Origin of the sequence: Sinorhizobium sp. P24N7, assembly GCF_042436655.1 — a bacterium.
Classification (GTDB): domain Bacteria; phylum Pseudomonadota; class Alphaproteobacteria; order Rhizobiales; family Rhizobiaceae; genus Sinorhizobium; species Sinorhizobium meliloti_A.
This window is the reverse complement of sequence record NZ_JBHMIW010000001.1, coordinates 1-20193: the sequence shown is the minus strand read 5'-3', so window position 1 is coordinate 20193 and position 20193 is coordinate 1. Positions and strand designations below refer to the sequence as shown.

Genomic DNA, 20193 nt, shown 5'->3' with positions numbered 1-20193 from the left:
GGCGTTGAGATGACGAGGGACCATGGCGGCACGCCAGCGCATCATTCCCGTTCGGCGAGAATATAACCGCTGGGTCGCCAACCAGACGCTCGAAGACTATGCGCTGCGCTTCACCGCCAAGAGCGCGCGGCGCTTCTCCTCGGCGCGCATTTCGCAGACGGCGATCGGCGCCATCTCCTTCCTGGCGCTGGAAGCCATCGGCGGTGCCATTACCATGTCCTACGGCACGACCAACGCCATCGTCGCGATCCTCGTCGCGAGCCTGATGATCCTTCTCGTCGGCCTGCCGATCAGCCGCTATGCCATCCGTCACGGCGTCGACATCGACCTTCTCACGCGCGGCGCGAGCTTCGGCTATATCGGCTCGACGATCACCTCGCTGATCTATGCGAGCTTCACCTTCATCCTCTTCGCGATCGAAGCCTCGATCATGTCCGGGGCGCTGGAGCTTGCGCTCGGCATACCGCTCTGGATCGGCTACATCGTTAGCGCCGTCATGGTGATCCCGCTGGTTACCCATGGCGTGAAGCTGATCAGCCGGTTCCAGCTCGTCACGCAGCCCTTCTGGATCGTCCTGAACATTCTTCCCTTCGTCTTCATCGCGTTTGCGGACTGGGAGAAGGTCGGCCTGTGGCTCGCCTATGCGGGCATCCATCACACATCGGGTCCCCCCGGCACGCTCGCGCCGTTCCATCTCGTCGAATTCGGCGCTGCCTCGGCGGTCATCTTCGCTCTGATGGCGCAGATCGGCGAGCAGGTGGACTTCCTGCGCTTCCTGCCGCCTGAGGGCGAGCGCAAGCTCCGCCACCGCATCGCCGTCTTTCTTGCCGGCTCCGGCTGGGTGATCGTCGGCGCGCCGAAGCTGCTGGCCGGTTCCTTTCTCGTCGTCCTGGCGCTCAGCACCGGCGTCCCTTCGACCAGGGCCGCCGACCCGGCGCAGATGTATTACACGGCCTTCGGCTACATCTTCCCGTCGGACACGGCCGCGCTCCTGCTGATGGCAGCCTTCGTCGTCGTCTCGCAGCTCAAGATCAACGTGATGAACGCCTATGCGGGCTCGCTCGCCTGGTCGAACTTCTTCTCGCGGCTCACCCACAGCCATCCGGGCCGCGTCATCTGGCTGGTCTTCAACGTGGCGATCGCGCTCCTTCTGATGGAGCTCGGCATCTATCGTCTGCTGGAGGAAACGCTCGGTATCTTTTCGATCGTCGCCATGGCCTGGCTCTCGACGATCTCGGCCGATCTCTTCGTCAACAAGCCGCTCGGTCTCGCCCCGCCCGGAATCGAGTTCAAACGCGCCCATCTCCACGACATCAATCCCGTCGGACTCGGCACCATGGGCGTGTCGACGCTCTTTGCCCTCGTCGCGCATTTCGGCGCGGCGGGCGAAATCGCCGCCTCGCTCGCACCCTATATCGCGCTCGTCACGGGTTTCGTCGTCTCGCCGCTGATCGCCTGGTGGACGGAGGGGAAATTCTATCTCGCCCGCAAGCCGCGCAAGAGCTGGCTCCGCGAAAACGAGATCACTTGCTCGATCTGCGAGCACCCGTTCGAACCGGAGGACATGGCCTGGTGCCCGGCCTATGCGGCGCCGATCTGCTCGCTCTGCTGTTCGCTCGACAGCCGCTGCCACGACATGTGCAAGCCGAAGGCGCGTCTGAACGCGCAGGTCGCCACCGTGGCCAAGGCGGTGCTGTCCGAAACGGTCGTCGCAAAGCTCGCGACAAGGCTCGGCCGTTACGCGATTTCGGCGGTGATCTCCATTACCGGCATCGGCGTGATCCTGGCGATGATCGCTCACCAGACCACGGCCGCCTCTCCCGAGACCGCCGACGTCGTCCAGCGGACCATCGCCATCGTCTTCTTCGTCTTCGCCATCCTTGCCGGCGTCGTGTCCTGGTTCTACGTGCTTGCCCATGACAGCCGGGTCGTTGCGGAAGAGGAATCCTCCCGGCAGAACACGGCTCTTCTGAAGGAGATCGCCGCCCACAAGAAGACGGACGCGGCGCTGCAGGACGCGAAGGAAAGGGCGGAGTCGGCCAATCGCGCGAAGAGCCGCTATGTCGTGGGCCTGAGCCACGAACTGCGCACGCCGCTCAATGCGGTGCTCGGCTACGCCCAGATCCTCGAGCGCGACGAGACGATACCGCCGCCGCGGCAGGGCGCGATCAAGGCGATCAGGCGCAGCGCCGACCATCTCTCCGGACTGATCGACGGCCTCCTCGACATTTCCAAGATCGAAGCCGGCAAGCTGCAGGTCTATTCCAACGAGATCAACATTCAGGACTTTTTGGATCAGATCGTCGACATGTTCCGCCCGCAGGCGCAGGCCAAGGGCATCGCCTTCGAGCACAACCGCGCAGCCTCGCTGCCGCAATATGTGCGGACCGACGACAAGCGCCTGCGGCAAATCCTCGTCAACCTGCTCTCCAATGCCCTGAAGTTCACGGAACGGGGGCATATCCGCTTCGACGTCGCCTATCGCAGCCAGGTTGCAAGTTTCACCATCGAGGATAGCGGCCGCGGCATCGGCGAGAAGGACCTGCCCAGGATCTTCGAGCCCTTTCAGCGCGGAGAGGCGGAATATCGCATGCCGGGCCTCGGCCTCGGCCTGACCATCACCCGCCTGCTCACCCAGACGCTCGGCGGCGAAATCTCCGTCACCAGCGAGAAGGACAAGGGCACGGCCTTCAAGGTCCGGCTGATGCTCTCTGCCGTCGACCGGCCCGCCGCGCTCAAGGACCCGGTCCGCAGGATCAAGTCCTATCGAGGACCACGTCGGACGATCGTCGTCGTCGACGACAATGCGGACCACCGCGACCTGATGGGCGAGCTGCTCGCGCCGCTCGATTTCACCGTTCTTGCGGCGGCGAGCGGGGCGGCCTGCCTGGCGCTCGTCGAACATACGAAACCGGACCTGTTCCTGATCGACATCTCCATGCCCGGCATGAGCGGCTGGGATCTGGTGATGCGGCTGAGGGAAGGCGGCCAGAGCGCGCCGGCGATCATGCTTTCGGCCAATATCGGCGACGGCTCGGCCGCCGGCGCCATCGGCCACAACGATGCGCTTGCCAAGCCCTTCGGCCTGCGCCAGCTCACCGACAAGCTCGCGATCCACCTGAAACTCGAATGGATCTACGACGACGGCCCGCAGGAAACGTCCGGCACCGGGATGACCCCTGCGGTGGCGAGCCCCGGCCATCATCATTTGAAGGAATTGATCGAGCTCGGCGAAATCGGCTACGTGAGGGGCATCGAAGCAAAATTGACGGAGATTGCCCTGAACCCGGACAACCGAGCCTTCGCCGAGGCGGCGCGCGCCTATGTCGGGGCATTCGACCTCGCGGGCTATGACGCCTTCCTCAAACGCCTGCTCGCCGGGGAGGCGAATGCCCGTGCCTGAGGCAGCGAACGTGCGAGATATCGTACTCCTCGTCGACGATTCACCGGAGGCGCTCGGCTTTTTGACCGAAGCGCTGGAACAGTCCGGCTTTTCCGTATTGATCGCGACCTCCGGCAACGCGGCGCTCAACATCGCCGATCGCATCACGCCGGACATCATCCTGCTCGATGCGGTCATGCCCGGCATGGATGGTTTCGACACCTGCACCCGGCTGAAGGCGAATGCTTCCGTCGCCCAGGTGCCCGTGGTCTTCATGACCGGCCTTACCGAGACGGAGCATGTGGTGCGGGCGCTCGAAGCCGGCGGCGTCGATTACCTGACCAAGCCTATTAATATCGACGAGCTGCGCGCCCGCATCCGCGTCCATCTCTCCAATGCGCGCTCCGCCCAGAGCGCCCGCGTCGCCCTGGACGCGGCGGGGCGGCATCTGCTGGCGGTGCGAGGCGATGGAACGGTCCGCTGGTCGACGCCGCAGGCGACCCGTCTCGTCAACGCGGCCACCGGCAGCGACGACGGTCTCGCCTTCGTCGCCGGGCGCATTGCCGAGTGGATGCGGGAGCGGGAAACCAGTCCCGGCGAAAGGCAAGGGACCTTCACCCTGCAGCGCGCCAGCCAGACGGGCCTGCAGATCTCCTATCTCGGCGCGGTCGGCGCCAATGAATACCTCTTCCGGCTGACGGCCGAGAACGGCTTGAGCGACGACGAAACGCTGCGCCAGCACTTCCGGCTGACCCAGCGGGAGTCCGAGGTGCTGCTGTGGATCGCCAAAGGAAAATCCAACCGCGACATCGGTGAGATCCTGGGCTTGAGCGCGCGCACCGTCACCAAGCATCTCGAACAGATCTATGTGAAGCTCGGCGTCGAAAACCGGGCCTCGGCGGCAGTGAAGGCGACGCAGGTGCTGCACGGGATCTGATCGGCCCGTGCGGCGGGTGACCTTCCCGAAAAGCCGCGAGAGGATTGCGGATGCCGCACGCCATCGCGAAAAAGCGCGGCCCGGAGAACCGGACCGCGCCAACCGCACCGGCGTGCGGTCTCGCCTTGGGAGGCAAGCTTATTCGGCGGGCTGGACGAGCGCCGGGATGGCTTCGGCAGACGCCCCGCCGCCGAGAGCTGCGGAAAGCTGCGCCTGGTCGAGCTCGCCTTCCCACTTCGCCACCACGATCGTCGCAACCGCGTTGCCGACGAAATTGGTCAGGGCGCGGCATTCCGACATGAAGCGGTCGATGCCGAGGATCAGCGCCATGCCGGCGACCGGCACGGAGGGAACGACCGAGAGCGTTGCGGCAAGCGTGATGAAGCCGGCGCCCGTAATGCCGGCCGCACCCTTCGAGCTCAGCATCGCGACGAGGAGCAGCAGGATCTGGTCGCCGTATGAGAGCGGCGTATCGGTCGCCTGGGCGATGAACAGGGCCGCAAGCGTCATGTAGATGTTGGTGCCGTCCAGGTTGAAGGAATAGCCGGTCGGAATGACGAGACCGACGACCGAGCGCTTGCAGCCGGCCTTCTCCATCTTGTTCATGAGGCCCGGAAGCGCCGCCTCCGAGGAAGACGTCCCGAGCACCAGAAGCAGCTCCTCCTTGATGTAGCGGATGAGCGAGAGGATCGAGAAGCCGTTATAGCGTGCGACCGCGCCGAGCACGATGAAGACGAAGAGAAACGACGTCAGATAGAAGGTACCGATCAGCATGGCGAGATTGGCGATCGAGGCGATGCCGTACTTGCCGATGGTGAAGGCCATGGCGCCGAAGGCGCCGATTGGGGCGGCCTTCATGAGGATCGCAACGAGCCGGAAGATCGGAAGCGTCAGTGCCTGCAGGAAATCGACTACGGGCTCGGCTTTCTTGCCGACGATTGCCAGCGAAATACCGAAGAGCACCGAGATGAACAGGACCTGCAGGATCTCGCCCTCGGCGAAGGCGCCGACAAGCGTTGTCGGGATGATGTTCATCAGGAAGCCGGTGATCGACTGCTCGTGCGCCTTCTCGGCATAGGTCGCGACCGCCTTGGCGTCCAGCGAGGCCGGATCGATATGCATTCCCGCGCCCGGCTGGACCACGTTCGCGACGACGAGGCCGACGAGAAGGGCAAGGGTGGAGAAGGCGAGAAAGTAGATCATCGCCTTGCCGGCCACGCGGCCGACCTTGGCGAGATCGGTCATGCCGGCAATGCCTGTCGCGACCGTCAGGAAGATCACCGGCGCGATGATCATCTTCACGAGCCTGATGAAGGCGTCGCCGAGCGGTTTGAGCTCCGTGCCGATGTCCGGATAGAAATGCCCGAGCAGGATGCCCGCGGCGATCGCGGCCAGCACCTGGACATAGAGATGGCGGTAAAGGGGTGTCTTGCCGCGGACCTCCGCGGAATGTTCGATGATCATGATATCCTCCACGTGGCAGGCCCAGTCCGGCAACATGCCGGGCCTCCCGGGCCGCTTTCCGAAGATCGACAGCAATGGCTGCCTTGTGGAGCTGGTGAGCAACATGCGTGCCAGTTTGCCGTGGAGGCCGATGGGTTTGAATTCATGAGATTTTTGGGAGCGGCGCACGCTTTCTGTTCGTGGATATGTGCGGATTTCCGCACAGACACGCTGGCGCGCTGGGCGAAATCATGCACAATGCTCGCATGGTCAGACTTCCTGCAGATGCGAGCGATCCGCATGCGCTTCGCAGCCGAGCCCGACGGTCATGGCTGGTTTTCGCGGCAGTCGCGCTGGTCCTTCTGGCGGCCGGCCTTCTTCTTGCGCGAGACTACGGCCGGTCGCAGGCGCTCGCCGGCCTTGCCGGCCAGAGCCGAATCGACGCCAGCCTGAAAGCCGCGCTTCTTCGGGCAGTCGTGGAACGGCAGCGCGCCCTGCCGCTTGTCCTCGCCGACGACGCAGCCATTCGTGCCGCATTGCTTTCGCCGGACAGGCAGTCGCTCGACCGTATCAACCGCAAGCTCGAGGCCCTGGCGACAAGCGCCGAAGCCGCGGTCATCTATCTGATCGACCGGAGCGGCGTGGCCGTCGCGGCCAGCAATTGGCAGGAGCCGACGAGTTTCGTCGGCAACGACTATGCCTTCCGCGATTATTTTCGGCTCGCCGTGCGCGACGGCATGGCCGAACACTTCGCCATGGGCACGGTCAGCAAGCGGCCCGGGCTTTATATTTCCCGGCGCGTCGACGGGCCCGGCGGTCCGCTGGGGGTGATCGTCGCCAAGCTCGAATTCGACGGGGTCGAGGCGGATTGGCAGGTCTCCGGCAAGCCGGCCTATGTCACCGACCGGCGCGGCATCGTCCTCATCACCAGCCTGCCCTCCTGGCGCTTCATGACGACGAAGCCGATCCCCGAAGACCGGCTCGCACCCATACGCGAAAGCCTGCAGTTCGGCGATGCACCGCTGCTGCCGCTGCCTTTCCGGAAGATCGAGGCGCGGCCCGATGGCTCCTCCACGCTGGACGCCCTGCTGCCGGGCGACTCCAACGCAGCCTTCCTGCGCGTGGAAACCATGGTGCCGTCGACGAACTGGCGGCTCGAGCAGTTGTCGCCGCTCAAGGCGCCGCTTGCCGCGGGTGCGCGGGAAGCGCAGCTCCTCACCCTTGCCGCGCTCGTTCCGCTTATCGCGCTTGCCGCATTGCTCCTGCGCCGTCGCCAGGTCGTCGCCATGCGCAGCGCCGAGGAGCGGCTGGCCCGCAATGCGCTTGAGGCGAGCGTCGAGGAGCGGACGCGCGACCTGCGCATGGCGCGCGACCGTCTCGAAACCGAGATCGCCGACCACCGGCAGACCACCGAGAAGCTCCAGGCCGTGCAGCAGGACCTCGTCCAGGCGAACCGACTGGCGATCCTCGGCCAGGTCGCCGCCGGGGTTGCCCATGAGATCAACCAGCCGGTCGCCACCATCCGCGCCTATGCGGATAATGCCCGCACCTTTCTCGACCGTGGCCAGAGCACCACCGCCGCCGAGAACATGGAAAGCATCGCCGAACTCACCGACCGGGTCGGCGCCATCACCGACGAACTGCGCCGCTTCGCCCGCAAGGGCCATTTCGCGGCCGGGCCGACCGCGATGAAGGAGGTCGTCGAGGGTGCGCTCATGCTGCTCCGAAGCCGTTTTGCCGGACGGATGGACGCAATACGCATCGATCTGCCGCCCGATGACCTCCAGGCACTCGGCAACCGCATCCGGCTGGAGCAGGTCTTGATCAACCTTCTGCAGAATGCGCTGGAAGCGATCGGCGACAGCGAGAACGGCGCGATCCGGGTGCGCTGCGAGGACGTGGCCGGCGGTATCGCGCTGACCGTCGCCGACAATGGCCCGGGGATTGCGGCCGATGTCCGCGAAGAGCTGTTCACGCCGTTCAACACTTCGAAGGAAGACGGGCTGGGCCTCGGTCTCGCGATCTCCAAGGAGATCGTCTCCGACTATGGCGGCACGATCGAGGTCGAGAGCAGTCCCTCCGGAACGACATTTACCGTCAATCTCAAGAAGGCCTGAGCGATGAGCGCCGCCCCATCCGTGTTCCTGATCGATGACGACCGCGATCTGCGCAAGGCGATGCAGCAGACGCTCGAGCTTGCGGGCTTCACCGTCTCGTCCTTTGCCAGCGCGACGGAGGCGCTCTCCGAACTTTCCGCCGACTTCGCGGGCGTCGTCATCAGCGATATCCGCATGCCGGGCATGGACGGGCTCGCCCTTTTCCGCAAGGTTCTGTCGCTCGATCCGGACCTGCCGATGATCCTTGTCACGGGACACGGCGACATACCGATGGCGGTGCAGGCGATCCAGGACGGCGTCTATGACTTCATCGCCAAGCCGTTTGCCGCCGACCGTCTTGTCCAGAGCGCCCGGCGCGCAGAGGAGAAACGGCGGCTCGTCATGGAGAACCGGGCGCTGCGCCGCGCGGCCGAAGCCGCCTCCGAAGGCCTGCCGCTGATCGGCCAGACGCCGGCCATGGAGCGGCTTCGCCAGACCTTGAAACACATCGCCGACACCGATGTCGATGTGCTGGTCGCCGGCGAGACGGGCAGCGGCAAGGAGGTCGTCGCCACGCTGCTGCACCAATGGAGCCGGCGCAGAACCGGCAATTTCGTCGCACTGAATTGCGGCGCTCTGCCGGAAACGGTCATCGAAAGCGAGCTCTTCGGCCACGAGCCCGGCGCCTTTACCGGCGCCGTCAAGAAGCGGGTCGGCAGGATCGAGCATGCGAACGGCGGCACCCTCTTCCTCGACGAGATCGAGGCGATGCCGCCGGCAACCCAGGTGAAGATGCTGCGCGTGCTGGAAGCACGCGAGATCACCCCACTCGGCACCAACCTGACCCGTCCCGTCGACATCCGTGTCGTCGCCGCAGCCAAGGTCGACCTCGGCGATCCGGCCGCGCGCGGCGATTTCCGCGAGGATCTCTATTACCGGCTGAATGTCGTGACGCTCTCGATCCCGCCCTTGCGCGAACGGCGCGACGACATCCCCCTCCTCTTCTCCCATTTCCTGGCCCGCGCCTCGGAACGCTTCGGCCGCGACGTGCCCGCGATCTCGGCTGCCATGCACGCCTACCTGGCCACGCATTCCTGGCCGGGCAATGTGCGCGAGCTTTCGCACTTCGCCGAACGGGTCGCGCTGGGGGTGGAGGGAAACCTGGGACCTCCGGCCGCAACGCCCGCCTCAAGCGGAGCAACCCTGCCGGAAAGATTGGAACGCTACGAGGCCGATATCCTCAAGCAGGCCCTCACGGAGCACCGCGGCGACGTCAAGGAGACCCTGCAAGCCCTCGGCATCCCCCGCAAGACTTTTTACGACAAGCTGCAACGCCATGGGATCAACCGGGCGGATTTTATCGACCGGGCAGGCGCGAAGAGTGGCGACGCGTAGGTGGACAGTTTGCCCCACGTTCTAACCCCTCCCCGTTCAACCAGCGTTGAACCAGGGAGTAGACTTTAGGCGGCCTGCGAGCCCTCTTCGCCCCGCTTGCGGCGAGAAGGCCGCTATTCCGCCGTCGCCTCGAAGTCGACCCTGTCGAGAAGCAGAAGCGGATTTTGCGAAGCAACCGCGAATTCGAGCGCACCGATGCCGCTGGCGGATTTGGACTTGGCCGTCAGCGTGAATGTCCCCGGTTTCGCGATGAACCGCGAAACTGCATCCACCACATTCCGCAGCCGAGGCTCCTGCGCGGCAAATTGCTGCAGCATCACCGACGCCGTCATTTCCAGCATGCCGCGTGCCTGATCCTCCGTCATGCCGTTTTGTTCGGCATAGACCTGTATCCCTTTGGCGGTGAAGCCCTTGTCCTCGATCTTCAGGCTTGCTTCCCGCGCGGTGAGGCCGAACAACGCCGCCTGCGCCTTAGCCGCGTCGCCCGAAAAGAAGTCGCCGCTCACGCCTCCCAGAAGGCCGGAGAGGGAAAAGCGGCCAATATCCTTTCCGCTCGTGGAGATATCCTTGATGACCAGAGTCTCGGTCGCTTCGTCCCAGGCGGCTTCGAGGTTGGAGGAGAGGACCAATTCGTTGAAGCCCAGCTTGCGAAGCTTGGCGAGAGTCTCGTCCTGCGTATGCTCCGGGATTTGAAGGGCGAAATCCTGGTATCCGGCGCGGACGTCAGTCGGAATGCCGTTTCGCGGTTTCGCGAGCGCCAGCTCGTATCCCTTCATCGTGAAGCGGATGCGTTGCGGCCGATCGCCCTCTCCAGCATCCGGAGTGTCGTTGTATTCGTCCCAGTCTTCCACGCCGGTGCTCGAGTCAGGCAGATCGCCATCGATTCCCGCCACGCGGAACGTTCCGAACTCCGGCAGCAGCGTCGTGAAAGGGAAGTTCTCATGCTGCCCATCCTGCAGAGCGACGAACTTCTTCAGCGCTTCCACGCTGGGATCCCAGGAAAAGCCCGAAATGCTTGCTTCGGAGACTTTGACGTAGTCCGCGCCCTCCGCCAACGAGAAGCCATTCACCGACGCGTCGAGCTTCCGGCCATCGAGCCGGAGCGCGAGGCGATCCATCGCCAGCTTGATCCTCTCGCCCTCTTCACCATCCTTGTCCGGCGCGTCGATCTTCAGACCCAGCATTTCCATGTCGGCCTTCCTCGTCAAATCGGCGACCGACAGAATCCGGGCGAAATAGTCTTGACGCTCCGCCACGGGCAGATCCTCGGGCGACGAGACCGAGTTGAGCTTCTCCAGAGTTTCGCGAAGTGGCTCGTCCAGCATCCGCATGCTTACGCCGCTGCTGCGAACCTCGTCATAGCCGAAGCTCGCCTCGCCATCCGAGAAGGCTATATCCTTGATCGAGAATGGCCCATAGACAGGCCTTGCCTGCCCGTCGCCCGGCCCGGCCTTTTCAGTATAGATGCGGGCCAGATAGGCGGCATCGACGTCCTGCCCCGTCATGGCTCCAAGGGAGCCCGTCAGCCGCTTCCTCTCGCCGCCCTCTCCATCGGAGGCGCCTATGGCGGCTTCGAAGCTCGCACCACTCGCCGAATAGCGCGCAATGCGGCCATCGACGATACCTTCCGAGACCACGTTCTTGTAGACCAGCTTCTGCTCGCTACCGGCAACCGTCTGCGTGATGATCACCTCAGGGGCGGTGACGCTCTTTGCCGTAAAAAGCGCCAACTGTTTCGGCAGCGAAAGGTTGCTTCCCGCGCCGAACATTTGCGCCAGCGTGTCGCGACCGAACTCCGCCTGCTCGACGATCACCTTCGGCACGGCGATCTTGCCCGGGCGCATATCGAGGTCCACGCCGCTGACCTCGAGCATGCCGTCCAGAAATAGGATCCTGGGCCGCCCGTCGATCGCGGCGACGCGAAGTTCGGATCCTTCCTTCAGCGGCAGCGTCAGGTCGCGCAGGTGAACGCGCCCGAAGAAGTCCGCTTCGACCGTGCCCACTCTGCCGCCCCGTTCGGCGATCAGCCTGCTCACGCTCTTTTCGACAGCAATCTTGTAACCGGTCGCGCCTGCGGCTGCGATTGCGATGACCGCAACGGCCGCCCAAAGCGCCTTGCGTCCCCTTTTCCTGGTCCCCGTCTCCGCCTGCCCCAAGACCTTCACCCCTTTTCGCTATGCGCATCATGGCGCTTCAGACTCGGACGGTAAGTAGATTTAGAACTTTGCATTTGCAAGCATGGCGCGAGCCCTGCGCACGGGATTTAGCCGGTGCAAAAACCATCTTGACGCCGCGGCGATAACCGTCCCTAATTGCGCCATTCACCAGGGGGGTCCCGGCAAGGGGCTGAGATACTGCTAGCGCGCGCAGTGACCCGTTGAACCTGATCCAGTTCATACTGGCGTAGGGACGGTGCAGACGTGCAGCAGCCAGGATTCCGTTTATCGGCAATTCATCGGTGATACGTCTTTTCATCCTTCCGGCTTCAGAACTGGGTCTCCAACGCGAAAACATTGGAGCCTCAAGATGAATCTAATCAAGCCTCTCGCCGCTGCGCCCTCGGTCACGCAAGGACCGCTCCCGGCATCCCGCAAGGTTTACAAGCCGGGCGAGATCCACCCGGAGATCCGCGTGCCGATGCGCGAGATCGCGCTGCATCCGACCTCCGGCGAGCCGCCGGTGACTGTTTACGATTCCTCCGGCCCCTACACGGTCGAAAACGCCGATATCCGCATCGACGCGGGCCTGCCGCGCCTTCGCAGCGACTGGGTTCTCAAGCGCGGCGATGTCGAAAGCTACGACGGCCGTGCGGTGAAGGCCGAAGACAACGGCTTTGCCACCGGCGAAAGGCTGACGCCGGAATTCCCGATTCGTCACCAGCCGCTCAAGGCGAAGCCGGGAAAAGCGGTAACCCAGCTCGCCTATGCCCGCGCCGGCATCGTCACGCCGGAGATGGAGTTCATCGCCATCCGCGAAAATCTCGGCCGGAAGGCCGCGAAGGAGGCGCTTGCCCGAGACGGCGAAAGCTTCGGTGCCTCTGTCCCCGATTTCGTAACGCCGGAATTCGTGCGCCAGGAAGTGGCGAGCGGCCGCGCCATCATTCCGGCCAATATCAACCACCCGGAAGCCGAGCCGATGATCATCGGCCGCAACTTCCTGGTGAAGATCAACGCGAATATCGGCAATTCCGCCGTCACCTCATCGATGGCCGAGGAGGTCGAGAAGATGGTCTGGGCGACGCGCTGGGGCGCCGACACGGTCATGGACCTTTCCACCGGCCGCAACATTCACAACATCCGCGAATGGATCATCCGCAATTCGCCGGTACCGATCGGCACCGTGCCGCTCTACCAGGCGCTGGAAAAGGTAAACGGCATCGCCGAGGATCTTTCCTGGGAGGTCTTCCGCGACACGCTGATCGAGCAGGCGGAACAGGGCGTCGACTATTTCACCATCCATGCCGGGGTCAGGCTTCATTATATCCCGCTCACCGTGGATCGCGTCACGGGCATCGTTTCGCGCGGCGGCTCGATCATGGCGAAGTGGTGCCTGCATCACCACCGCGAGAGCTTCCTCTACGAGCATTTCGAGGAGATCTGCGACATCTGCCGCGCCTATGACGTTTCCTTCTCGCTCGGCGACGGCCTGCGTCCCGGCTCTATCGCCGACGCAAACGACCGGGCCCAGTTCGCGGAGCTCGAAACGCTCGGCGAACTGACGAAGATCGCCTGGGCCAAGGATTGCCAGGTGATGATCGAAGGGCCGGGCCATGTGCCCATGCACAAGATCAAGGAGAACATGGACAAGCAGCTCGCCGTCTGCGGAGAAGCGCCCTTCTATACGCTCGGGCCGCTCACCACCGATATCGCGCCCGGCTACGACCACATCACGTCAGGCATCGGCGCGGCGATGATCGGCTGGTTCGGCACCGCCATGCTTTGCTACGTGACGCCGAAGGAACATCTGGGCCTGCCCGACCGCAACGACGTCAAGACCGGCGTGATCACCTACAAGATCGCCGCCCATGCCGCCGATCTCGCCAAAGGGCACCCGGCCGCCCGAACCCGCGACGACGCGCTGTCGCGCGCCCGCTTCGAGTTCCGCTGGGAGGATCAGTTCAACCTCTCGCTCGACCCCGAGACCGCGCGCAATTTCCACGACGAGACCCTGCCCAAGGAGGCGCACAAGGTCGCGCATTTCTGCTCCATGTGCGGACCGAAATTCTGTTCGATGCGGATTTCCCACGATATCCGCGCCGAGGCGCAGAAGGAGGGCCTCGAGGCGATGGCCGCCAGATATCGCGACGGCGGCGACCTCTATATGCCGGTCGATGAAAGCAATGCCGCGCCCGCTGGAGAATGAAATGCGCGTGCTGATCAGAGGGGCCGGCGTCGCCGGCCTCACCGCCGCCCATGAACTTCTCGGGCGCGGCGCCGCAGTGACGATCATGGAAAATGCCGCCGGCTCTACCGGGGCCGCTTCCTGGTATGCGGGCGGCATGCTCGCTCCCTGGTGCGAGCGCGAAAGTGCCGAGGAAACCGTCCTGAGGCTGGGGATCGGCGCCGCCGACTGGTGGGAAGCCGCGCTCCCTGCCGGCTCCGTGCATCGCAACGGCACGCTCGTCGTCGCGCAACCCCGTGACGGAGCCGAACTCAAGCGTTTCGCCTCCCGCACCTCCGGCTTCCGCTCGCTCGATGCAGAGGAGATCGCTGCGCTGGAGCCGGCTCTCGCCGGCCGTTTCCGGCAGGCGCTGTTCTTTCCGCAGGAGGCGCATCTCGACCCGCGCCGGGCACTCTCGGCGCTCCGGCAAGGGCTGACGGCACGCGGCGCGGTATTCGCCGGCGAGGACATGGACGATCGCGATTTCGCGCTCACCGTCGATTGCACCGGCGCGTCGAGCATCGGCGAGATCGACGGGCTACGCGGGGTGCGCGGCGAGATGGCCTATCTGCAGACGGACGAGGTGACGCTCTCGCGCCCCGTGCGCGTGCTGCATCCCCGCATCCCGCTCTATATCGTGCCGCGCGGCGGAGGGCTCTTCATGTGCGGCGCGACGATGATCGAGAGCGACGACGCCCGCCCGATCACCACCCGCTCGCTGATGGAACTGCTGAACGCCGCCTATGCGCTCCATCCGGCTTTCGCCGAAGCGCGCCTGATCGAGACCGGCACGGGCGTACGCCCCGCCTTTGCCGACAACCTGCCGCGGGCCTCGCGGCGCGAAAACAGGATTACAGTCAACGGCCTCTATCGTCATGGCTTCCTGCTCTCCCCGGCCACGGCCCGGGAAGTGGCGGCGCTGGCCCTGGGCGACGAGACACGCAAAGGAGATTTCCGATGAAGCTGACCGTCAATGGCGAGGAACACGACCTTCTGGCCGTTACACTCGCCGAGGTCTTGCAGCGCCTCGATTTCGAAGGCGACTGGCTGGCGACCGCCGTCAACGGCGAACTGGTCCAGAAGGCAGACCGATCCAGCTACCGGCTGCAGGACAGCGACCGGATCGAGATTCTGTCGCCGATGCAGGGAGGCTGACATGCCGCTATTCTATGGAACAGAAATCCGGTCGAGACTGCTGCTCGGAACCGCCCGCTATCCCTCGCCGGCCGTGCTCGCCGAGGCGGTGCGGCGGTCGGGCACCGATATCGTCACGGTCTCGCTCCGCCGCGAGACGGCCGGCGGGCGCCAGGGCGGCGCCTTCTTCGAGCTGATCCGCGAACTCGGCGTGCGCGTGCTGCCGAACACGGCCGGCTGCCATTCGGTCTCGGAGGCGGTGCTGACCGCGAAGATGGCACGCGAGGTTTTCGGCACGAGCTGGATCAAGCTGGAAGTGATCGGCCACCAGGACACATTGCAGCCGGACGTCTTCGGCCTCGTCGAGGGGGCCCGCATCCTCACCGGGGAAGGTTTCCAGGTCTTCCCCTATACGACGGACGACCTCGTCGTCGCCGAAAGGCTGCTGGAGGCGGGCTGCCAGGTGCTGATGCCCTGGTGCGCGCCGATCGGCAGCGCCATGGGACCGCAGAACGTGCAGGGCTTGCGCGCCATGCGCGCGGAATTTTCCGACGTGCCGCTGATCGTCGACGCCGGCATCGGCCGCCCGTCCCATGCGACGACGGTCATGGAGCTCGGCTACGACGCGGTCCTGCTCAACACCGCCGTTGCCGGCGCTGCCGATCCCGCCGCCATGGCCGAAGCCTTCGCCAAGGCAATCGATGCCGGGCACGCGGCTCACGGCGCCGGCATGCTCGAGCCGCGCGACATGGCCGTCCCGTCCACCCCCGTCATCGGAAAGGCAGTCTTCTCGTGAAGCTCGATCCCTTTTATCTCATCGTCGACAGCGCCCAATGGATCGAACGGCTGGTGCCGCTCGGCGTCAGGCTCGTCCAGCTCCGCATCAAGGACCGGAACGCGGAAGACATCCGCCGCCAGCTACGGGTCGCCAGGGCAGTCTGCGCCGCCCATGAATGCCAGCTGATCGTCAACGACTACTGGCAGCTGGCGATAGCGGAAGGTTGCGATTTCATCCATCTGGGTCAGGAGGATCTGGCGGAGGCCGATCTTGCCGCCATCCGTGCCGCAGGGCTCAAGCTCGGCGTCAGCACCCATGACGAGGCGGAACTGGCAAACGCGCTCGCAGCCGAACCGGACTACGTCGCGCTCGGACCCATCTATCCGACGATCCTCAAGAAGATGAAGTGGGCGCCCCAGGGGCTGGAGCGGCTTTCATGGTGGCGCGAGCGCGTTCACCCGCTCCCGCTCGTCGCCATCGGCGGCCTCAATACGGAGCGGATCGAGGGCGTCTTCGCGCACGGCGCCGACAGCGCCGCCGTGGTGACGGACATCACGCTGAATGCCGATCCGGAGGGAAGGACAAGGGAGTGGATACGGAAGACGGAGGCGTGGAGATAAAGCCGTGGCTGCCCTCTCCTCGGGTTAAACCCCGAGGAGAGGGCAGGTCGCCGCTTGTTTCTTCGCTCCGCTTGCAGGGAGATGCCCGCAGGCGAATGTCGGTTTTCCTTCCGACACGCCGAGGCCCCGTTAGAAGGCTATGCTGCGCCGCGAGGCCATGACGTAGAGTCCGCTCGCGAGCGTCGCGACGGCGCAATAGGTGATGGCACCGAGCGGGCCGAAGCTGTCCACGAAGAGCCCCCCGAGAACAGCTCCGCTGGCGATGCCGACCTGGAAGGTCGCAACGATGAGACCGCCGGTGCTTTCCGCATGGTCGGGTGCGGCTCGCACCATCCAGGTCTGGACGGCGACGGGCAGCGCCCCGAATGCGAAGCCCCATAGGGTCACCGCCACGGCCGACACGACATCGAGCGAACCGAAGGTCACGAGGGCGAACGCCATCGCCGCGATGAGCAGCGTTCCGAGGCTCACGGCCGCCGTGATGCTGCGTTCGATGATGAGCCCGCCGGCGAGATTGCCGAAGAAGCCGCCGATGCCGTAAGCCAGCAGGATCAGGGAGATCGCCTCGATGCCGAACTCCGGGACGTTTTCGAGGAACGGGCGCACATAGGTGAAGCCGGCGAAGTGGCCGGAGACGAAAAGCAGGACGGTGATGATCCCGATTCGGATGCTCGGCATGCGCATGAGGTCGAACAGAAGCTTCATGCTCGGCGCCGATTGCGGCGGCAGCCGCGGTATGGTCGCCATCTGTACGATCAGCGTTACGGCACCGACCGCCGCAGCCATCAGGAATGCAGCTCGCCAGCCCCAGAGATCGCCGATATAGGCGCCTAAAGGCGCCGCACAGACCGTCGCCACCGAGACGCCGGTGAAGACGATCGACATGGCACGAGGCACGAGCGACATCGGCACGAGTCGCAAGGCGATCGCCGCCATCATCGACCAGAAGCCGCCGAGCCCGATGCCGAGGACGACGCGTGCAGCAAGGAGCATGGCGAGATTGGTGGCGAAAGCCGCAAGCAGGCTGGAGGCGATCAGCGCCAGGGTGAAGCCCCAAAGCACGAGCCGGCGGTCGAACCGGCGCGTGGCGATGGCGATCGTCAGCCCGGCGACCGCGCCGACGACGGCGGTCGCCGTCACCGCCTGGCCGGCCGTGCCCGTGCTGATACCGAGATCGGCGGCCATCGGCGTGAGAATGCTGACGGGGAGGAATTCTGCGGTGACGAGGCCGAACACGCCGAGCGCGAGGGAGCCGACCCCGGCCCATGCCGGATCGATTCGCTCCTCGCTTTCCGGTATGAACGTGGCGTCCAAAGTGGTCGCTGTATCTGTCATAAGAGCGGTCTCCTTGAGAGGGTCCGGCTTAGATAAGGCGTGACGCCCTGGACATTCCATGCTAGAAATTCCGCAATGCTTGATCATTCGTCCAAAACATTCTCTTCCGCTTCGGAGGATTTTCTCAGCGAACTTCTGCGCGGACTGCGCCTCGACGGCGTCGATTACGTCCGTTGCGAATTGACCGCGCCCTGGGGAATTTCATTTCCGGCGCAGGAGGCGGCACGCTTCCACTTCATCTGCGGAGACTGCTGGCTGCGGGTGGCCGACGGAGACTGGATCGAACTGAAGCGCGGCGATGCCGTGCTTCTGCCGCGTGGCGGCGCGCATGCGCTGGCGAGTGCGCCCGGCGAGAAGCTGTCGCCGCTCGAAGCCTATTCGGTCCAGGAGGTATGCCATTGCGTCTACGACGTCTGCGGGGGCGGGCGCGGCAAGACCACCATCCTTTTCTGCGGCAGTCTGCGGTTCAACATGGATGCCATGCATCCGTTGTTGCGCATGATGCCCGACGTGATGCGCATCGACGCCCTGACGGCAAGCGAGCCGGCGATCCCGCACATGCTCGATGCCATGGCGCGGGAAGTCGGCGCCAGCCGCGTCGGCTCCGGCGGTGTGCTTGCGCGGCTGGCCGACGTACTCGCGGCGCTCATCATCCGCTCCTGGGTGGAGCACGGATGCGGCAATACCAATGGCTGGGTGGCGGCGGTCCGCCATCCCGGGCTCGGCCGCGTAATCGCGGCCATGCACCTCGATCCGGAAAAGAGCTGGACCGTGGATTCCCTCGCCAGGCTCATGGGCGCCTCGCGCTCCGGCTTCGCGCAGCAGTTCGCCGCCGTGGTCGGCGAGACGCCGGCCCGCTACCTCACGCAGGTGCGCATGCATCAGGCACGGCAATGGCTGACCCGCGACCGCATGCGCATCTCCGTCGTCGCGCGCCGCCTGGGCTATGACTCGGAAGCCTCGTTCAGCCGCGCCTTCAAGCGTGTGATCGGCCTGCCGCCGAGCCACTATCGCGGATCCGAACCGCCAGAAGCACCGACATTTACCATCGGCGAGGGCTGAACGAGAGGCAAAGTAGGCCTACGGCACGTTTCCTTAATCGTAATCGATTGAAGGGCAAAGACATGCAGCAGATCAAAGTGCTGCAGGACTTTTGCGTGTCTGACACGCGGCGCTGTAGAGCATTTGACCCAACGCACTTCCGGCCGGAGAACCGTTACACACTTTTCCTGGACGTGCTTTAAGGCGGCCACTCCTCGGCTGTCCATTCCCGCGCGGTGTGGATGACGCGCAGGATCATGACGCTTTCGCGGTCGCCGTGGCTCATCAGTGCATATGCGATTACATAGGGCAAGCGGTTGATGGACTTCTCGTACGTGCCGATCACCCGCCCCGGCCTCCCGGTCGCCATCTCGCCGAGTGCTGCGGCCGTATCGCGAACCCGGCCCGCCACTCTTGCCGCTGCATCCGGGTCTTCCCGTGCAATGAAGAAAACCTGATCCTTGAGGTCATCCAGAGCTGCCCGCGACCACTGAACAGGCCGCCTCAAACTTTATCGCCCTTGCCGGTCTCGGCCTTCCGGATCAAGCCGAAAATTTCAACCATGGCCTCTTCATGCGGAACGAGGCGGCCAGCTTCGGCATCAGCCATGCCGCGCTTGATCCCGTCGATGATTTCAAGCTCCCGGTCCACATAGGCAGCCAGGGCTTCGCCCGCGAGGAAGGAGCGGCTGCGCGAAGTGGCGCTAGCGATCCGATCGAGCTTTTTCTTTAACTCGGGGCTGACCCGAATGGTCATGGTGGTGCTGACGGGCATGACATTATCCTGTATTCGGTTGTATACAGGCTAACACAAGGTAGCGAAACCGTCCAATCTACCTTCCTAGGACGTGTGAACACGGCCGCCGTGGACGCAGTCATCAGACGCGGAAAACGAGTGGTCTACACGACCCGACCACATCGCAGAGTTGCAAAAATGCAGCACGCGACATGTTTGTCGGTTCTGCCGTAATGAGAACTCCATCTCAAGCGGATCATTTGTTATCGCTTTGGTGAAGAGCATTGGCAATGCAGAGGTCCACTTTGCCTAAGTAAAAACCGGTCTCAATCCATTTCTCACCCGTACTGCCGCCGGCCGACGAGAGTTGGTGGGGTATGAATGTGTTCATCGGGTGGTGGCATGAGACCGGTCTGGTATCGTTTAAATGTGCCAAGTGCAGCTCCGCTGTCTCAGCTCTCCACCCCCCGAACGCCGCCATGCCGTGCCCTAATGGCTTTCTCACGCTCCCATCTTGGTGGACTTCCGAAAGGAAGGCCAAGACGGTATGTGCAATACACTTCAGGTCCGTTGGACCATCATTCCCCTAATCCCCCCTCAGCCTTGGGTAGCATGCAGCGGATGCGGCGGCGTTAGAGCCTTCGAAAGCAGCAACAAGATCAGGCTTAATGCCAATGGTCGGAAGCTTGATGCATGGCTTATCTACAAATGCTCGACGTGCGACAGGACCTGGAACCGCCCAATATTCGAACGCCGAAATGTTCGCGACATCCGTCCCGCTGTCCTCGACGATCGTGTCTCAGGAAGTGGTGTAGCTTCCGGCAAGCGGCCGTGCTTTCCGGCGCAGGCCGGAGGGGATATCAGCGTGCGACTGCAGGCAGGCTGATTTGCGGATCATCGCTCATTGATGCCATTGT

16 protein-coding genes and 1 riboswitch are annotated in these 20193 nt (G+C 64.3%); of the genes, 11 read left to right on the top strand and 5 right to left on the bottom strand.

Annotation, left to right across the window (positions count from 1 at the left end; genetic code table 11):
• The first annotated feature begins 22 nt into the window (after positions 1–22).
• Both ACFHWW_RS00080 and ACFHWW_RS00075 read left to right on the top strand, forming a co-directional pair.
• Positions 23–3403: an ATP-binding protein gene (locus ACFHWW_RS00080; protein WP_379936951.1), complete on the top strand. Its 3381-nt coding sequence runs from the start codon at positions 23–25 to the stop codon at positions 3401–3403.
• Positions 3390–4319 (top strand): response regulator, encoded by a 930-nt coding sequence (locus tag ACFHWW_RS00075; RefSeq protein ID WP_127708172.1) that lies wholly within the window; start codon positions 3390–3392, stop codon positions 4317–4319. The genes ACFHWW_RS00080 and ACFHWW_RS00075 overlap by 14 nt, the downstream gene beginning before the upstream one ends.
• Before the next feature lie 138 nt (positions 4320–4457).
• On the opposite strand, the gene ACFHWW_RS00070 is transcribed toward ACFHWW_RS00075, so the two are convergent.
• Positions 4458–5783, bottom strand: a complete 1326-nt coding sequence (locus ACFHWW_RS00070; RefSeq protein ID WP_379936950.1) for a dicarboxylate/amino acid:cation symporter — start codon at positions 5781–5783, stop codon at positions 4458–4460.
• 230 nt (positions 5784–6013) lie between these two features.
• Between ACFHWW_RS00070 and ACFHWW_RS00065 the strand changes: the two genes are divergently transcribed.
• The gene (locus tag ACFHWW_RS00065) at positions 6014–7879 is read left to right on the top strand and encodes an ATP-binding protein (RefSeq protein WP_379936948.1); all 1866 of its coding nucleotides are present in this window, start codon (positions 6014–6016) and stop codon (positions 7877–7879) included.
• A gap of 3 nt (positions 7880–7882) precedes the next feature.
• Entirely contained in the window at positions 7883–9253 is a 1371-nt protein-coding gene (gene dctD, locus ACFHWW_RS00060) for a C4-dicarboxylate transport transcriptional regulatory protein DctD (RefSeq protein WP_379936946.1), read from the top strand.
• 113 nt (positions 9254–9366) lie between these two features.
• Here dctD and ACFHWW_RS00055 read toward each other — a convergent pair whose 3' ends face one another.
• Positions 9367–11409 carry a hypothetical protein gene (locus ACFHWW_RS00055; RefSeq protein WP_379936945.1) on the bottom strand — a complete coding sequence of 681 codons (2043 nt, stop codon included), beginning with the start codon at positions 11407–11409 and terminating at the stop codon, positions 9367–9369.
• Positions 11410–11569: 160 nt separating this feature from the next.
• Positions 11570–11681, top strand: a riboswitch (TPP riboswitch).
• Positions 11682–11779: 98 nt separating this feature from the next.
• Here ACFHWW_RS00055 and thiC point away from each other — a divergent pair.
• From thiC to ACFHWW_RS00030, 5 genes are read left to right on the top strand one after another with little or no spacing between them, the layout of a single operon-like run.
• Positions 11780–13615 (top strand): phosphomethylpyrimidine synthase ThiC, encoded by a 1836-nt coding sequence (gene thiC, locus ACFHWW_RS00050; RefSeq protein WP_275599496.1) that lies wholly within the window; start codon positions 11780–11782, stop codon positions 13613–13615.
• A gap of 1 nt (position 13616) precedes the next feature.
• The gene (thiO, locus tag ACFHWW_RS00045) at positions 13617–14594 is read left to right on the top strand and encodes a glycine oxidase ThiO (RefSeq protein WP_379936944.1); all 978 of its coding nucleotides are present in this window, start codon (positions 13617–13619) and stop codon (positions 14592–14594) included.
• Positions 14591–14788, top strand: coding sequence for a sulfur carrier protein ThiS (gene thiS, locus ACFHWW_RS00040; RefSeq protein ID WP_275599498.1), 198 nt, complete (start codon positions 14591–14593; stop codon positions 14786–14788). Before thiO ends, thiS begins: the two co-directional genes overlap by 4 nt.
• A 1-nt stretch (position 14789) precedes the next feature.
• Entirely contained in the window at positions 14790–15563 is a 774-nt protein-coding gene (locus ACFHWW_RS00035) for a thiazole synthase (RefSeq protein WP_379936943.1), read from the top strand.
• The gene (locus ACFHWW_RS00030) at positions 15560–16165 is read left to right on the top strand and encodes a thiamine phosphate synthase (protein ID WP_379936942.1); all 606 of its coding nucleotides are present in this window, start codon (positions 15560–15562) and stop codon (positions 16163–16165) included. The genes ACFHWW_RS00035 and ACFHWW_RS00030 overlap by 4 nt, the downstream gene beginning before the upstream one ends.
• A gap of 129 nt (positions 16166–16294) precedes the next feature.
• Here the strand turns inward: ACFHWW_RS00030 and ACFHWW_RS00025 are convergent, their stop codons facing one another.
• Complete coding sequence (locus ACFHWW_RS00025) at positions 16295–17500, bottom strand: MFS transporter (RefSeq protein ID WP_102761567.1); 1206 nt, start codon at positions 17498–17500, stop codon at positions 16295–16297.
• Between the two features lie 75 nt (positions 17501–17575).
• Between ACFHWW_RS00025 and ACFHWW_RS00020 the strand changes: the two genes are divergently transcribed.
• Positions 17576–18562, top strand: a complete 987-nt coding sequence (locus tag ACFHWW_RS00020; protein WP_379936941.1) for an AraC family transcriptional regulator — start codon at positions 17576–17578, stop codon at positions 18560–18562.
• A 178-nt stretch (positions 18563–18740) separates the two neighbouring features.
• Here ACFHWW_RS00020 and ACFHWW_RS00015 read toward each other — a convergent pair whose 3' ends face one another.
• Complete coding sequence (locus ACFHWW_RS00015; protein WP_275599518.1) at positions 18741–19049, bottom strand: type II toxin-antitoxin system RelE/ParE family toxin; 309 nt, start codon at positions 19047–19049, stop codon at positions 18741–18743.
• The gene (locus ACFHWW_RS00010) at positions 19046–19315 is read right to left on the bottom strand and encodes a CopG family ribbon-helix-helix protein (protein WP_100671119.1); all 270 of its coding nucleotides are present in this window, start codon (positions 19313–19315) and stop codon (positions 19046–19048) included. Before ACFHWW_RS00010 ends, ACFHWW_RS00015 begins: the two co-directional genes overlap by 4 nt.
• Before the next feature lie 508 nt (positions 19316–19823).
• On the opposite strand from ACFHWW_RS00010, the gene ACFHWW_RS00005 reads away from it, so the two are divergent.
• The gene (locus ACFHWW_RS00005) at positions 19824–20162 is read left to right on the top strand and encodes a DUF1062 domain-containing protein (protein WP_379936938.1); all 339 of its coding nucleotides are present in this window, start codon (positions 19824–19826) and stop codon (positions 20160–20162) included.
• Positions 20163–20193 lie beyond the last annotated feature (31 nt).

Excerpts from the sequence above, each read along its gene's own strand:
- ACFHWW_RS00080 (WP_379936951.1), top strand. The coding sequence starts at position 23 with ATGGCGGCACGCCAGCGCATCATTCCCGTTCGGCGAGAATATAACCGC.
- ACFHWW_RS00075 (WP_127708172.1), top strand. The coding sequence starts at position 3,390 with ATGCCCGTGCCTGAGGCAGCGAACGTGCGAGATATCGTACTCCTCGTC.
- ACFHWW_RS00070 (WP_379936950.1), bottom strand. The coding sequence starts at position 5,783 with ATGATCATCGAACATTCCGCGGAGGTCCGCGGCAAGACACCCCTTTAC.
- ACFHWW_RS00065 (WP_379936948.1), top strand. The coding sequence starts at position 6,014 with ATGCACAATGCTCGCATGGTCAGACTTCCTGCAGATGCGAGCGATCCG.
- dctD (WP_379936946.1), top strand. The coding sequence starts at position 7,883 with ATGAGCGCCGCCCCATCCGTGTTCCTGATCGATGACGACCGCGATCTG.
- thiC (WP_275599496.1), top strand. The coding sequence starts at position 11,780 with ATGAATCTAATCAAGCCTCTCGCCGCTGCGCCCTCGGTCACGCAAGGA.
- thiO (WP_379936944.1), top strand. The coding sequence starts at position 13,617 with ATGCGCGTGCTGATCAGAGGGGCCGGCGTCGCCGGCCTCACCGCCGCC.
- thiS (WP_275599498.1), top strand. The coding sequence starts at position 14,591 with ATGAAGCTGACCGTCAATGGCGAGGAACACGACCTTCTGGCCGTTACA.
- ACFHWW_RS00035 (WP_379936943.1), top strand. The coding sequence starts at position 14,790 with ATGCCGCTATTCTATGGAACAGAAATCCGGTCGAGACTGCTGCTCGGA.
- ACFHWW_RS00025 (WP_102761567.1), bottom strand. The coding sequence starts at position 17,500 with ATGACAGATACAGCGACCACTTTGGACGCCACGTTCATACCGGAAAGC.
- ACFHWW_RS00020 (WP_379936941.1), top strand. The coding sequence starts at position 17,576 with ATGCTTGATCATTCGTCCAAAACATTCTCTTCCGCTTCGGAGGATTTT.
- ACFHWW_RS00010 (WP_100671119.1), bottom strand. The coding sequence starts at position 19,315 with ATGCCCGTCAGCACCACCATGACCATTCGGGTCAGCCCCGAGTTAAAG.
- ACFHWW_RS00005 (WP_379936938.1), top strand. The coding sequence starts at position 19,824 with ATGTGCAATACACTTCAGGTCCGTTGGACCATCATTCCCCTAATCCCC.